This is a genomic window from Streptomyces lunalinharesii, from assembly GCF_039532155.1.
Lineage (GTDB): Bacteria > Actinomycetota > Actinomycetes > Streptomycetales > Streptomycetaceae > Streptomyces > Streptomyces lunalinharesii.
The window spans coordinates 191,174-203,891 of record NZ_BAAARK010000005.1 but is presented as its reverse complement, the minus strand read 5'-3'; the positions used below and the strand labels follow the sequence as shown (position 1 = coordinate 203,891).

The window sequence follows — 12,718 nt, the reverse complement described above, 5'->3', positions numbered from 1 at the left end:
GCGGTCGATCGATGAGTCCTGCTCATAGAAGGGTGAGCGGTTCGCTGTTGTTCCCCGGCGCTGCGGGGCGTTGGCTGGGCGCCATGGCGAAGAGTGAGAGTGCGGAGCGCGTCGCGGCCGCCGCGGGCACGGCGACGGACCGGCAAGCAGCGGCGGCTGCGGGGGAGTTGCGGCGGGCGCGGGGTGGGGGGTGGCCGGCGGTCGTGGCGTTGGCGGCGGCGACGTTCACGGTGGTGACGTCGGAGCTTTTGCCAGTGGGACTGCTGACGCCGATCGGTCGGGACCTGGGGGTGACGGACGGGACGGCCGGGCTGACGGTGACCGTCACCGGCGTGGTCGCCGCGGTCGCCGCCCCGGTGTTGACGCTGCTGATCGGACGCCGGGACCGGCGTGCGGTCCTCGCCGTCCTGATGGGCACGTTGGCGGTGGCGAACCTCCTGGCGGCGTACGCGCCGAACGTCGTGGTGCTGTTGGTGGCTCGGGTGCTGGTGGGGCTCGGGATGGGCGGGGTGTGGGCGATCGCCTCGGGGTTGGCGGTGCGGCTGGTTCCGGAGCGGCGGGTGGCGGCGGCCACGGCCCTGATATTCAGCGGGGTCGCGGCGGCGTCCGTCTTGGGCGTGCCGGCCGGTGCCCTGGTGGGTGAACTGGCGGGCTGGCGTGCGGCGTTCGTGGCGATGGCCGGGGTCTGCGCGGTGGTGGCGGGCGCACTGGCCGTTTTGCTGCCGCGGCTGGCGGCGAGCGGCGCGGTGCGGCTGGGCGGGGTGCTGGGGCTGCTGCGCCGGCCCCCGGTGTGCACCGGGCTGGTGCTGGTGGCGCTCCTGGTGGCGGGGCACTTCGCCGCTTACACGTACGTGCGTCCGGTTCTGGAGGAGGTGGCGGGGGCGCAGCCCGGCCAGATCGGCAGCGTGCTGTTGGCCTTCGGGGTCGCCGGGCTGGCGGGGAACTTTGCCTGCGGTGCCGCTGCGGCGCGTGCCCCGCGGGCCGCGCTGCTGGCGATCTGCGCGGTGCTGGCGGCCGCGGTCCTGCTGGTGCCCGTGATGGGGCACGCCGCCGGTGTGTGGGGTGTCGCGGCCATGGTGGCCGTCTGGGGTCTGGCCTACGGGGGCGTGTCGGTCAGCACCCAGACCTGGTTGATGACGGCCGCGCCGGACGCGCGGGAGGCGGCCTCCGCGCTGTTCGTGGCGGTGTTCAACGCGGCCATCGCCCTGGGGGCGTTGGTCGGCGGGCGGGCCGCGGACGGCTGGGGGGCCGGTGGCGTCATCTGGTTGGGCGGCGCGCTCGTGGTGGGTGCGCTGCTGACCGTGGTGCTGGGCCGGGCGCCGTCCCGGGGAGCGGCGATCGCCGGGTGAGGCGTACGGGACGTGCCGCCCGGGGGCGAGCAACTACGGGCCGCAGGGCGCGTGGTCGCTGCCCCGGGCGGCGCGTCCCGGGGTGCCCGGGGGCGGGGTGCCGTCGTGCGCGTCGGAGTCGGCGGTGTGGTGCCGGTCCGGTCCGGGCCCCCGTCGGGCGGTGCGTCGTCCGGTCAGGCGGAGAGGCGCGCGACCAGTTCCTTGGCCTTGGTCTCGGCCTGCTCGTGGGCCTTGGCGCGGGAGGTCTCGAAGAGCGGGACCAGCTCGGACATGGCGGGGTTGGCGGGGGCCATGGTCAGCTCCGGCACGATGAACTCCACCTCGAGGCCGAAGGCGCCGTTCAGGACGGCCTCCAGGTAGTTCTGGACGTACTCGAAGGACTCGCGCGGGGTGCCCGGCGCGTAGGAGCCGCCGCGGCTGGCGACGACGACGGCCGGCTTGCCCTTCACCGACGCGTTCTCGCCGGCGGTGCGGCCCATGATGATCGCCTGGTCGAGCCACGCCTTGAGGGTCGAGGGGATCGTGAAGTTGTACATGGGCGCGCCTATGACGATGGCGTCGGCCTGCTCCAACTCCTCGGCCAGCTGGGTGCGCAGGGCGAACGCGGCCTGCTGCTCCGGGCTGTGGGTGGCCGGGTCGGAGAAGCCGGCGGAGGCGCCGACGGCGTCCAGGTGGGGCAGCGGGTCGGCGGCCAGGTCACGGTGGATGACCGTGCCGTCGGGGTGCTGCTCCTCCCAGGTCTTGCGGAACGCCGCGGTCACCGAACGGGACGCGGAGCCGTCCTCGGGGAAGAGGGACGAGTCGATGAGCAGGAGCGTGGCCATGGGATCGGTCCTTCGCTACGGGGCCGGGCGGGACCGGCCGATAGTTGAATTCCGTATGTCACTATTCATAGCACAGGAACTTACTTTTCCGCAGTAGCCAACGGGAAGACGGTACCCTGGTGGCATGGCGGACCACGACGAAGCGGTGTGTAGGCAGGTCGACGGCGGTATGACGCGCGTCTTCGAGCTGTTCGGTAAGCGCTGGACGGGTCTGATCGTGGCCACCTTGATGCCCGGGCCCGTTCACTTCGCCGACCTGCGGCGCGCCATCACCGGCATCAGTGAGCGGATGCTCTCCGACCGCCTGATGGAGCTGGCGGCGACCGGCCTGGTAGTCCGCGAGGTCGACGCCGGTCCGCCGCTGCGCGTCTCCTACCGGCTCACCGAGGCCGGCCGCGCCATGGAGCCCGCCCTCACGGAGCTGGGGCGCTGGGCCGAGACCTACCTCGTCGAGGGCGGGCAGTGTCCGGAGCGGTTCCGGAAGTAGGGGTGCGGCGGTCCGGGCGCCCGGGAGGGGGCGCGGCCCCCGTGGGGGCCGAGGGGCGCGCCGTCCCGTCGGGCGCACCTCTGCTCCCGGGGTGCCGGTCGTTCCCGGGGTGTCAGCCGAGTCGTTCCTGGGCGGCGTTGTAGCGGACCAGGTACGAGGCGAAGCGGTCGAGGTCCTCCTCGCGCCAGTCGGCGAGCCGCTCGTGGAACGCCTTGCGGCGGCTGGCGGTCACGTTCGCGAGGACCTGGGCGCCCTCGGCGGTGGGGTGCAGGACCTGGACGCGGTGGTCGTCCGGATCGATGCGCCGCTCGACGAAACCGAGCTTTTCCAGCGCCGCGATCTGTCGGCTGACCGTGGACTTGTCCAGGTAGTAGTGCGCCGCGAGGTCGGTGGCGCGGCATCCCTGCTGGTCATCGAGGTGGGCGAGCAGGGTGTAGGAGACCAGGGAGAGCTCGGGGTGCATGCGGGCGGCGGTCGCGCGGGCGCGCCGGGCGAACGCGGTCATCTCCTGCTGGATGGTCTCTACGGAGTCGTCGCGGTGGGTCACGGAGTTGCCTTTCGGTGAACTAGTTGTATAGTACAACGTGGCGTGAGAGTTGTAATTGCCAACCAATGCCGCGCCCTCAGCCACCGGAGCCACCACCCCTGGCCACAGCTGAACGACGAGCGGACCGCCCCACGAACGGCCCCCGGACGACTACGGAGAAGGCTTGCCCATGACCGCGGACCGACGACGTCCCGACCACCACAGCGACCGGCACCCCACCCGAGCCGCCGACCTGCGCCACGTGGTGACCCACCTGCTCACCCCGCTCCTGATGTGCATCGGGATGGGCCTCGCCTACCTGGGCGCCTTCGCCAACCCCGCCCCGCACCACCTGCCCGTCGCCATCGTCGGAACCAGCACCCACGCACAGGTCCTCGCACAGACGCTCAACGACGAGGCGCACGGCGCACTCGAAGCACGCACCGTCCCCGACCGCGCCACCGCCATCGAGCAGCTGAAGGACCAGGACGTCTTCGGCGCCTACCTGGCCGGCGGCGGCAGGACCACCGGCCCCGGCACACCGCGCACCCCCGAACTCCTGGTGGCCACCGCCGGATCCGACACCAGCGCCACCGTCGTCCAGAAGGTCTTCACCCCGCTCGCCACCCAACAAGGCGCCCCGCTGAAGGTCACCGACGTCGCGCCGACCGCCGCGAACGACCCCACCGGACAAGGCATCTTCTTCCTGCTGGTCGCCCTCAGCATCGGCTCCTACGCCTCGGTCGCCGTGCTCGGCGGCGCCGGCGCCGTCCTCCCGATGCGACTGCGCGCCGCCCTCGCGATCGGCACGTCCTTCGTCGTCAGCATCATCGGCACGCTCTTCGCCGGACCCGTCTTCCACCTCGTCGACCACGGCCTGTGGGCGCTGTGGAGCCTGGCCTGGCTCTACTCGGCCGGCATCCTGCTCGTCGGCACCGGCCTGCACACCTTCCTCAAGCGGTGGACCACGCTCGGCGTCATGACGCTGTTCGTGATGCTCAACTTCACCTCCTCCGGCGGCATCTTCCGGCCCGAAATGCAGAACGGCTTCTTCGCCGCCCTGCACTCCTTCTGGAACGGCGCCGGCTTCGTGGAAGGCACCCGCAGCCACGTCTACTTCGCCGACCACGGCCTCGCCGGACACGTCTGGACCCTCGTCGGCTGGCTGATCGTCGGCCTGCTCACCGTCGGCGTGGCGGCACTCGCCGAAAAGCGCCGGCGCACCGCCGAAGCCGAAGCGGTCGCCCACGCCGGAGCCGTGGCCGCCGCCGCAGTGGCGGCCACGGTGCCCGAACGGGCCCCCGGGCGGACCTCGACACGCTCCGCGGCGCAAGGGGAGACGGACGTGGAGGAGGAGATGGAAGAGGCTGTCGGGGTGTAGGTGTAGGTGTAGGCGGCCGGCCGGCGAGTGGGGCTCCGGAAGGCGCCCGCCTCCCGCACGGTCTGCGCTTCCCGCCCCCGGTCCCCCGCATCCGCTCCCCCGCATCCGAAAGTTGTCCACAGGCCCCGCAGTCGCCCGCCGAACATCGGTAACGTCATGGACCAGCGAGCCGGAAACACCCGGCGAGCCGGACCGACGCGGGGGATCCCGGTGCGCCGACGCGCACCACGGATACCGCACGAAACCAGGGGCGTTGAAGGGGGAGGTGGCTCGCCGTGTCGCGTGTGCCATACGTACCGGGGTTCGCCAGGGCGGACGAAGAAGAGCCGTCGGCCAAGGCCGTGGGCCGAGCACTGCGGGCACAACTACCCCGGGCCGAACAGGCCGCCCTGCGGCTCACGACCGCCCGGCCCGACGCGGCCGCCTCGGTCGAGGAATCCAACGCCGGACGACTGCCCGAGCTGACACCGATACGGGTCGGACGCATGGCCGCCAGCCCCTTCGCGTTCCTCCGCGGCTCGGCCGGACTCATGGCCCACGACCTCGCGGAAAGCCCCGTCACCGGCATCGGCGCCCAACTCTGCGGCGACGCCCACGCCGCGAACTTCGGCATCTACGCCGACGCCCGCGGCGGCCTGGTCATCGACCTCAACGACTTCGACGAAACCGTCCACGGCCCCTGGGAATGGGACGTCAAACGGCTCGCGACCTCCATAGTCCTGGCCGGCCGAGAAGCGGGCGCCAGCGACGACGCCTGCCGAGCCGCGGCCCAGGACGCCGCCGGCGCCTACCGACGCACCATGCGACTGCTCGCCAAACTCCCCGTCACCGAGGCGTGGAACGCCATCGCCGACGAAGAACTCGTCTCGCACACCGACGCCCGCGACCTCCTCGGCACACTGGAACGGGTCGAAGCCAAAGCCCGCAAGAACACCAGCGCCCGCTTCGCCGCGAAATCCACCGAGCGCGGACCCGACGGCGGACTCCGGTTCGTGGCCGCCCCACCCGTACTGCGCCGCATACCCGACGCCGAAGCGGCAGCCGTCGCGGCCTCACTCGCCGGCTACCTGGAAACCCTCCCCGAAGACCGGCTGCCGCTGCTCGCCAGGTACGCCGTGCACGACGTCGCCTTCCGCATCGTGGGGACCGGCAGCGTCGGCCTGCGCTCCTACGTGGTGCTGCTGCTCGACCACCGCGGCGAACCCCTGGTCCTCCAGGTGAAAGAGGCCCGCCGCTCCGTACTCGCGCCCTACGTCACCAAAGCCGGCTTCCCCTCACCCCCGGCAGAACACGAAGGACGACGCGTGGTGCTCGGCCAGCGCCGCATGCAAGTCGTCAGCGACCTGCTGCTGGGCTGGACGACGGTGCACCAGAGCACGGCGCACGGCACACCCGGCCGAGCCGACGACGTCGACGCCACGCCCCACGCGGCCGCGGCGAATCCCGACGGGCCGGGCACGGGACTGCCGTTCCAGGTGCGGCAGTTCCGCAACCGCAAGGGCAGCGTCGATCCGGCCCAACTCACCGACGGGCAACTCGACGACTACGCCCGCATGACCGGCGCCCTCCTGGCCCGCGCCCACGCACACAGCGCCGACCCCCGCCGCATAGCCGGCTACTGCGGCAAGGGCGAGACGCTCGACGAAGCGATGGCGGCCTTCGCGGTGACCTACGCGAACCGCACCGAAGCAGATCACGCGGACCTGGTCGCGGCGATCCGCAGCGGGCGGGTGGCGGCGGAGAGCGGGGTTTGAGGGGCTGAGGGGGGATGGAGGGGGCTGGAGGGGGTTTGGCGGGAGGGGTGGGGTGGGCGAGGGGCGGGGGGGGGGAGGGGCCCCACCCGGATGCTTAAGGTGCGGCCCGGTGCCCAGTTCCCGTAGGGCCGTACGCTGACCGAGTGACGAACTCGCACGCGGAGAACGCGCAGGACGGCCAGGACCGACCGGACGTACCGGGGGCACCCGGTGCCCCGGCCGAACCGGGGGCGGCGGACGCCCGCGGGGAGGTGCCGGGCGCGGAGCGGAGCGGCGGGTCGGCCGCCGCCGGTGGGGGGCCGGAGGGTGCGGCCGGTGCCGCGGACGCGCAGGACGAGGCGACCCGGCGGTTGGCGAAGGCCGTGGAGGCGGCTGAGCGGGCCCTGATCGAGTTCGAGATCGCGGTGGAGACCTTCCGGGTGGAGGTGGAGAACTTCTCCCGGCTGCACCACCAGCGGCTCGGTCCCGTGTACGCGCGGTTGGACGAGTTGGATGCGCAGATCGCGGAGGCCGTGGCGGCGCGCACCGGTGACCCGGAGGACGCCCGGAAGGCCCGTGAGGCCCGTGCGTCGGTGCTGCCGATGCCGCAGGTGGAGGAGTTGTTCCACGGCTGGCTCGGTTCGGAGGGGCTGTTCCCCGAGGCGCAGGCGATGCTGACCGATCAGCCGGTGCAGCCGCCGCCGAAGGTGCGGCCCGGCGAGGAGGCCCGCAAGATCTACCGGGATCTGGTGCGTCGGGCGCACCCGGACCTGGCGCGCGACGACGCGGAGCGGGCCCGGCGGGACGGGTTCATCGCGCGGGTCAACGCTGCGTACGGGCGGGGCGACGAGAAGTTGCTGCGGGAGCTGGTGCGGGAGTGGGAGGCGGGGCCGGCGCCCGTGGAGCGGCGGCCGAGCGCGAGCGAGGAGCTCTACGCCCGGCTGGAGTGGCTGGCCGAGCGCAAGGAGCTGCTGTCGTCGGTCGCCGCGGAGCTGGAGGCCAGCGCGATCGGCGCGATGATCAAGATGGCGCCGGACGACCCGGACGCGCTGTTGGACGAGATCGCCGAGAAGCTGCTGGCCGACGTCCGGGAACGCGAGGCGTACCTCGCTCAGCTGGTCGGGTAGCGTCGGGAGTATGCATTTCGGTTCTGTGCCCACGGTCGGTGTCGACGCCCTCACGCCCGAGGACTTTCTTCTGGACGTCCGCGAGGACGACGAGTGGGAGGCGGGGCACGCCGAGGGGGCGTTGCACCTCCCGATGAGCGCGTTCGTCGCCCGTTACGGCGAGTTGACGGAGGCCGCGCCCGCGGACGGCAAGGTCTACGTGCTGTGCCGGGTGGGCGGGCGGTCGGCCCAGGTCGCGCAGTACCTGATCCAGCAGGGTGTCGACGCGGTGAACGTCGCGGGCGGCATGCAGGCGTGGGAGGCCGCCGGGCGTCCGGTGTCGGACGGCAAGGGCGGCGTGGGGACGGTCGTCTAGACCCGCTGGTCGAATCGTCCTTCCGGCGCCGCTGCCCGGCGGCGGAGGGGCGTGGGCGCGTCAGCTCAGTGGGTGGGCGGCGAGGAGTGCGCCGAGGGCCTCTTCGTGGGCTGCCGCGGGACCCAGTGCGAGTTCGAGCTGTTTGGCCCAGGCGTGGTAGCGGTGCAGCGGGTAGTCGGTGTCGGCGCCGAAGCCGCCGTGGAGGTGCTGGGCGGTCTGCACGACGCGGCGGACGCCTTCGGCGGCCCAGATCTTGGCGACCGCGATGTCCCCGGCGGGCGGGAGGGGCCCCGCCGCTGCCGTGGTGAGGCGCCAGGCGGCCTGCCAGAGGGTGGCCTCCATCGCGCGGAGGTCGATGAAGCGGTCGGCGGTCTGGACGGCGACGGCCTGGAAGGTGGCCAGGGGGAAGCCGAACTGTTCGCGTGTGCCGGTGTAGTCGCTGGTCATGGCGAGGACGCGTTCGCCCAGACCCAGGGCGAGTGCGCAGGTGCCGGTGGTGAGCAAGTTGCGCAGGGTTTCCCAGGCGTCCGGGTCGGTGAGGGTGTTCCGGGCGTCGATGCGTACGGAGTCCAGGTGGATTTCGGCGTGCGGTTCGCCGGTGGTGGAGGTCTGGCCGTGGAGGGTGAGGCCGGGGCTGTTCCGGGGGACGAGCGCGAGGACGGTGCGGCCGTCGGTGGTGTGCGCCGGGAGCAGGATGCGGTCGGCGGTGGGCGCCCACGGGACGGCGGTGTGGGTGCCGTCGAGGGTCCAGGTGGTGTCGTCCTGGCGTGCGGTGACGGCGAGTTCGGCCGGGTCGTGGCCGGTGTGGCCGTTGGCGGCGGCGGTGATGACGAGATGGCCGCCGGCGATCTGTGGCAGTACTTCGGCCCGTAGGGCGTCGGTCGCGTGGTTCTGGAGGGTGTGCGCGGTGGCGTAGGACTCCAGGAGGGGGACGCGGGCGAGGACCTTGGCGGATTCGCGGAGAACGAGGCACAGGGCGATCGGGTCGAGGCCGGCGCCGCCGTGCTCGGGGGCGAGGGGGAGGCCGAGGAGGTCGGCGTCGGCGAGTGTCCGCCAGAGGGGGCGGTCGAAGTCGTCGGCGACGGGGCCGTGGGTGAGTGCCGGGCTGGGGACGCCGTCCGGGGTGACTCCGGAGAAGACGGCTTGTGCCGCTTCGACGGCGGCCTGTTGTTCTTCGGTGAAGGTGAAGTCCACTGGTCCGTCCTCCCGCGTCGCGCCGTCGGCGGGCTACCTCCGACGTGTCAGAACTGACGAGGCGTCAAGGTAGAACATGTTGCAGGAATTGGGAATGGCGCGGACGGTAGTGGGGGTTCCTCAGCGGTCGAAGTCCAACTCGACCTTTTCCGTGGCCGGGTGGGACTGACAGGCCAGCACGTACCCGGCGTCGACCTCGTCGGATTCCAGGGCGAAGTTGCGGTCCATCCGGACGTCGCCGGACACCAGGAAGGCGCGGCAGGTGCCGCAGACGCCGCCCTTGCAGGCGTAGGGGGCGTCGGGGCGGTTGCGGAGGACGGCGTCCAGGAGGGATTCGCCGTCGTGGACCGGCCAGGTGCCGGAGCGGCTGTCGAGGGTGGCGGTCACCGTGCTGTGTGCGGGCGCGGTGGTGGCGGGAACGGGGGCCGCGGCGCCGTTGTCTATGTGGAAGATCTCTTCGTGGATGCGGGTGCGCGGTACGCCGAGGGCGCGCAGTGCCCGTTCGGCGCCTTGGACGAGGCCGAAGGGGCCGCACAGGAACCAGCCGTCGACGGCGTCGGTTCGGAGCAGTGCGGGGAGCAGGGCGTGCAGGCGTTCCTGGTCGAGGCGGCCGGAGGGGAGGCCGGCCTGCCGCTCTTCGCGGGAGAGCACGTGGACCAGTTGGAACCGGTCGGGGTAGCGGTCCTTGAGGTCGGCCACCTCCTCCAGGAACATCGTGGAGGCCGTGGTGCGGTCGCTGCGGATCAGGCAGAAGCGGGCGTTCGGTTCGCGGGCGAGCAGGGTGGTGACGATGGACAGCACCGGGGTGATGCCGCTGCCGCCGACGATGCCGACGAACTGGCCGGGGCGGGGGACCAGGGTGAAGCGGCCGGCCGGGGCCATCACGTCGAGAGTGTCGCCGACGGCGAGTTCCTTGAGGGCGTAGGTGGAGAAGGCGCCGTCTTCGACCAGGCGGATGCCGACCCGTAGGACGGGGTCGTCGGTGGCGGGGGTGCACAGGGAGTAGGTGCGGCGGACCTCCTGGCCGTGGAGGGTCCTGCGCAGTGCGATGTGTTGCCCGGGGGTGTGTCGGAAGGTCGTGCGGAGTTCGGGCGGGACCGTGAAGGTGACGGCCACCGCGTCGTCCGTGAGCCGCTCGATCTCCCGCACCTGGAGCGGGTGGAACATCACAACTCCTTGAAGTGGTCGAAGGGTTCGCGGCAGGACTCGCAGCGGCGCAGCGCCTTGCAGGCCGTGGCGGAGAACCGGCTGAGCAGGGTGGTGTCGGTGGATCCGCAGTGCGGGCAGCGCAGGGTGAGGTCGACGGTGACCGGCCCGCCGGCCGGGCGGGTGGGCCGTGGTGGGGCGATGCCGAACGCGGCCAGTTTCCGGCGGCCTTCGTCGGTGATCGCGTCGGTGGTCCACGGTGGGCTGAGGACGGTGCGGACGTCGACCCTCGGTATGCCGTGGTCGTGCAGGACGCGCTCCACGTCGGCGGACATCGCTTCGATGGCGGGGCAGCCGGTGTAGGTGGGGGTGAGGGTCACCTCGACGTGGTCGGGGGCGGTGAGCCGCACGTCGCGCAGGACGCCGAGTTCGGCGAGGGTGAGGACGGGCAGCTCGGGGTCGGGAACGGCGCCGGCGAGGGCGAGGAGTTCCGCTTCGAGTGCCGTGGTGGTCACCATGTCGCCCCCGGGTGGCTGCGGTGGAGGTGCTGCATCTCGGCGAGGAGCAGGCCGAAGGGTTCGGTGTGCAGTCCCTGGCGTCCGCCGCCGGCGGTCCAGGCGCCGTGTTGGGGGCCGTCGGGGACGGTGAGGGTGGCGCGCGCGAGGGTGGTGGTGATGCGGGTGGTCCACTCGGTGCGGAGGGCGGTCCAGGGGACGTCGTCCAGCCCGTCGACGGGGTCGAAGGGTTCGTCGGTGAAGCGCCAGAGGGCGTCCAGGGCGCGCTGCATCCGGGCGTGGCTCTCTTCGGTGCCGTCGCCGAGGCGCAGGGTCCACTGCTCGGCGTGGTCGCGGTGGTAGGCGGTCTCCTTGACGGCCTTTCCGGCGAGCGGTGCCACGGTGGTGTCGGTGGTGGCGAGGTGGTCGTAGAGCAGCTCTTGGTAGGTGGAGAAGTAGAGCTGGCGGGCGAGGGTGTGGGCGAAGTCGCCGTTGGGCTGCTCGACGAGTTGGACGTTGCGGAACTGGCGTTCCTCGCGGAGGTAGGCGAGTTCGTCCTCGTCGCCTACGAGGGAGAGCAGGATGCGGGCCTGGCCGAGGAGGTCGAGGGCGATGTTGGCGAGTGCGACCTCCTCTTCGAGGACGGGGGCGTGGCCAGCCCATTCGCCGAGGCGGTGGGAGAGGATCAGGGCGTCGTCCCCGAGGGCGAGGGCGGGGGTCGGCGTCATAGGTGGTGCACCCCCTCCGGGATCTCGTAGAAGGTCGGGTGGCGGTAGGGCTTGTCGCCGGCCGGTTCGAAGAAGGAGTCCTTCTCGTCCGGGGAGGAAGCGGTGATCTGGGCCGAGGGGACCACCCAGAGGGAGACGCCTTCGGAGCGCCGGGTGTAGAGGTCGCGGGCGTTGCGCAGTGCCATCTGGGCGTCGGGGGCGTGGAGGCTGCCGGCGTGGGTGTGGGACAGGCCGCGGCGGCTGCGGACGAAGACCTCCCACAGGGGCCAGTCGGCGGGGCCGGCGCTGGGTGCGGCGTCTGCCGTGCTGGTGGGGTGGGGCGGGCCGGCGGGTGGGGCCGGGGTGTTGGCGGGGCGTGGTGTGGTCATCGGGCCGCCTCCTCCTGGTCGGTGCCGGTGTGCGGCGTGGGGGCCGGGTGCTTGGCGGCGTGTGCGGCGGCGGCCTCGCGTACCCAGGCGCCTTCCGCGTGGGCGCGGCGGCGGCGGCCGATCCGCTCGTCGTTGCAGGGGCCGTTGCCCTTGAGGACTTCGCGGAACTCGGTCCAGTCGATGGCGCCGAAGTCCCAGTGGCCGCGGTCTTCGTTCCACCGCAGGTCGGGGTCGGGGAGGGTGAGGCCGAGGGCCTCGGCCTGGGGGACGCAGATGTCCACGAAGCGTTGGCGGAGTTCGTCGTTGGAGTGGCGCTTGATCTTCCAGGCCATGGACTTCGCGGAGTGGGCCGATTCGTCGTCGGGCGGGCCGAACATCATCAGCGACGGCCACCACCAGCGGTCGATGGCGTCCTGGGCCATGGCGTGCTGGGCTTCGGTGCCACGGCTGAGGGTGAGCAGGAGCTCGTACCCCTGGCGCTGGTGGAAGGACTCCTCCTTGCAGACGCGGACCATGGCGCGGGCGTAGGGGCCGTAGGAGCAGCGGCACAGCGGGACCTGGTTGGTGATGGCGGCGCCGTCCACGAGCCAGCCGATGGCGCCGACGTCGGCCCAGGTCAGGGTGGGGTAGTTGAAGATCGAGGAGTACTTCTGGCGGCCGGTGTGGAGCTTGTCGAGGAGTTCGTCGCGGCCGGTGCCGAGGGTTTCGGCGGCGCTGTAGAGGTACAGGCCGTGGCCGGCCTCGTCCTGCACTTTGGCCATGAGGATCGCTTTGCGGCGCAGGGACGGCGCCCTGGTGATCCAGTTGGCTTCGGGTTGCATGCCGATGATCTCGGAGTGGGCGTGCTGGGCGATCTGGCGCACCAGTGAGGCGCGGTAGTCGTCCGGCATCCAGTCGCGTGGTTCGATCCGCTCGTCCGCGGCGATGGTGGCGTTGAACAGGGCTTCGTGTCCCGTGTCCTGCGGCGCGATCGTCGTCATGTGGTGCCCCCTCCTCCCGACCGACC

Annotated in this window: 14 protein-coding genes; 6 read left to right on the top strand and 8 right to left on the bottom strand. The window is 72.2% G+C overall.

The window, feature by feature from the left end:
- The first annotated feature begins 83 nt into the window (after positions 1 to 83).
- Positions 84 to 1,349, top strand: coding sequence for an MFS transporter (locus tag ABD385_RS10410; RefSeq protein ID WP_344574820.1), 1,266 nt, complete (start codon positions 84 to 86; stop codon positions 1,347 to 1,349).
- A 173-nt stretch (positions 1,350 to 1,522) separates the two neighbouring features.
- Here the strand turns inward: ABD385_RS10410 and ABD385_RS10405 are convergent, their stop codons facing one another.
- Positions 1,523 to 2,173 (bottom strand): FMN-dependent NADH-azoreductase, encoded by a 651-nt coding sequence (locus tag ABD385_RS10405; protein ID WP_344574818.1) that lies wholly within the window; start codon positions 2,171 to 2,173, stop codon positions 1,523 to 1,525.
- 124 nt (positions 2,174 to 2,297) lie between these two features.
- Between ABD385_RS10405 and ABD385_RS10400 the strand changes: the two genes are divergently transcribed.
- On the top strand, positions 2,298 to 2,660 hold the full coding sequence (locus tag ABD385_RS10400) for a winged helix-turn-helix transcriptional regulator (protein ID WP_344574817.1): 363 nt from the start codon (positions 2,298 to 2,300) through the stop codon (positions 2,658 to 2,660).
- 112 nt (positions 2,661 to 2,772) lie between these two features.
- Here ABD385_RS10400 and ABD385_RS10395 read toward each other — a convergent pair whose 3' ends face one another.
- Entirely contained in the window at positions 2,773 to 3,207 is a 435-nt protein-coding gene (locus tag ABD385_RS10395; RefSeq protein WP_344574815.1) for a MarR family winged helix-turn-helix transcriptional regulator, read from the bottom strand.
- 169 nt (positions 3,208 to 3,376) lie between these two features.
- Between ABD385_RS10395 and ABD385_RS10390 the strand changes: the two genes are divergently transcribed.
- The 4 genes from ABD385_RS10390 (at position 3,377) to ABD385_RS10375 (ending at position 7,782) form a co-directional block, all read left to right on the top strand.
- Entirely contained in the window at positions 3,377 to 4,567 is a 1,191-nt protein-coding gene (locus tag ABD385_RS10390; protein ID WP_344574813.1) for an ABC transporter permease, read from the top strand.
- A 275-nt stretch (positions 4,568 to 4,842) separates the two neighbouring features.
- Positions 4,843 to 6,321: a DUF2252 domain-containing protein gene (locus ABD385_RS10385; protein ID WP_344574812.1), complete on the top strand. Its 1,479-nt coding sequence runs from the start codon at positions 4,843 to 4,845 to the stop codon at positions 6,319 to 6,321.
- A gap of 143 nt (positions 6,322 to 6,464) precedes the next feature.
- Positions 6,465 to 7,427, top strand: coding sequence for a J domain-containing protein (locus tag ABD385_RS10380; RefSeq protein WP_344574811.1), 963 nt, complete (start codon positions 6,465 to 6,467; stop codon positions 7,425 to 7,427).
- 10 nt (positions 7,428 to 7,437) lie between these two features.
- The gene (locus tag ABD385_RS10375) at positions 7,438 to 7,782 is read left to right on the top strand and encodes a rhodanese-like domain-containing protein (RefSeq protein WP_344574810.1); all 345 of its coding nucleotides are present in this window, start codon (positions 7,438 to 7,440) and stop codon (positions 7,780 to 7,782) included.
- Positions 7,783 to 7,842: 60 nt separating this feature from the next.
- On the opposite strand, the gene ABD385_RS10370 is transcribed toward ABD385_RS10375, so the two are convergent.
- The 6 genes from ABD385_RS10370 to paaA all read right to left on the bottom strand — a co-directional run bounded on the left by ABD385_RS10370 (position 7,843) and on the right by paaA (position 12,692).
- On the bottom strand, positions 7,843 to 8,976 hold the full coding sequence (locus ABD385_RS10370) for an acyl-CoA dehydrogenase family protein (RefSeq protein WP_344574809.1): 1,134 nt from the start codon (positions 8,974 to 8,976) through the stop codon (positions 7,843 to 7,845).
- A gap of 120 nt (positions 8,977 to 9,096) precedes the next feature.
- Entirely contained in the window at positions 9,097 to 10,143 is a 1,047-nt protein-coding gene (gene paaE / locus ABD385_RS10365) for a 1,2-phenylacetyl-CoA epoxidase subunit PaaE (protein ID WP_344574808.1), read from the bottom strand.
- A complete protein-coding gene (paaD, locus tag ABD385_RS10360) occupies positions 10,143 to 10,640 on the bottom strand; it encodes a 1,2-phenylacetyl-CoA epoxidase subunit PaaD (RefSeq protein WP_344574807.1) in 498 nt (165 codons plus the stop codon). The genes paaE and paaD overlap by 1 nt, the downstream gene beginning before the upstream one ends.
- The gene (gene paaC, locus ABD385_RS10355; RefSeq protein WP_344574806.1) at positions 10,634 to 11,344 is read right to left on the bottom strand and encodes a 1,2-phenylacetyl-CoA epoxidase subunit PaaC; all 711 of its coding nucleotides are present in this window, start codon (positions 11,342 to 11,344) and stop codon (positions 10,634 to 10,636) included. The genes paaD and paaC overlap by 7 nt, the downstream gene beginning before the upstream one ends.
- Positions 11,341 to 11,712: a 1,2-phenylacetyl-CoA epoxidase subunit PaaB gene (gene paaB / locus ABD385_RS10350; protein WP_425585380.1), complete on the bottom strand. Its 372-nt coding sequence runs from the start codon at positions 11,710 to 11,712 to the stop codon at positions 11,341 to 11,343. Before paaB ends, paaC begins: the two co-directional genes overlap by 4 nt.
- On the bottom strand, positions 11,709 to 12,692 hold the full coding sequence (gene paaA, locus ABD385_RS10345) for a 1,2-phenylacetyl-CoA epoxidase subunit PaaA (RefSeq protein ID WP_344574805.1): 984 nt from the start codon (positions 12,690 to 12,692) through the stop codon (positions 11,709 to 11,711). The genes paaB and paaA overlap by 4 nt, the downstream gene beginning before the upstream one ends.
- Positions 12,693 to 12,718: the final 26 nt, after the last annotated feature.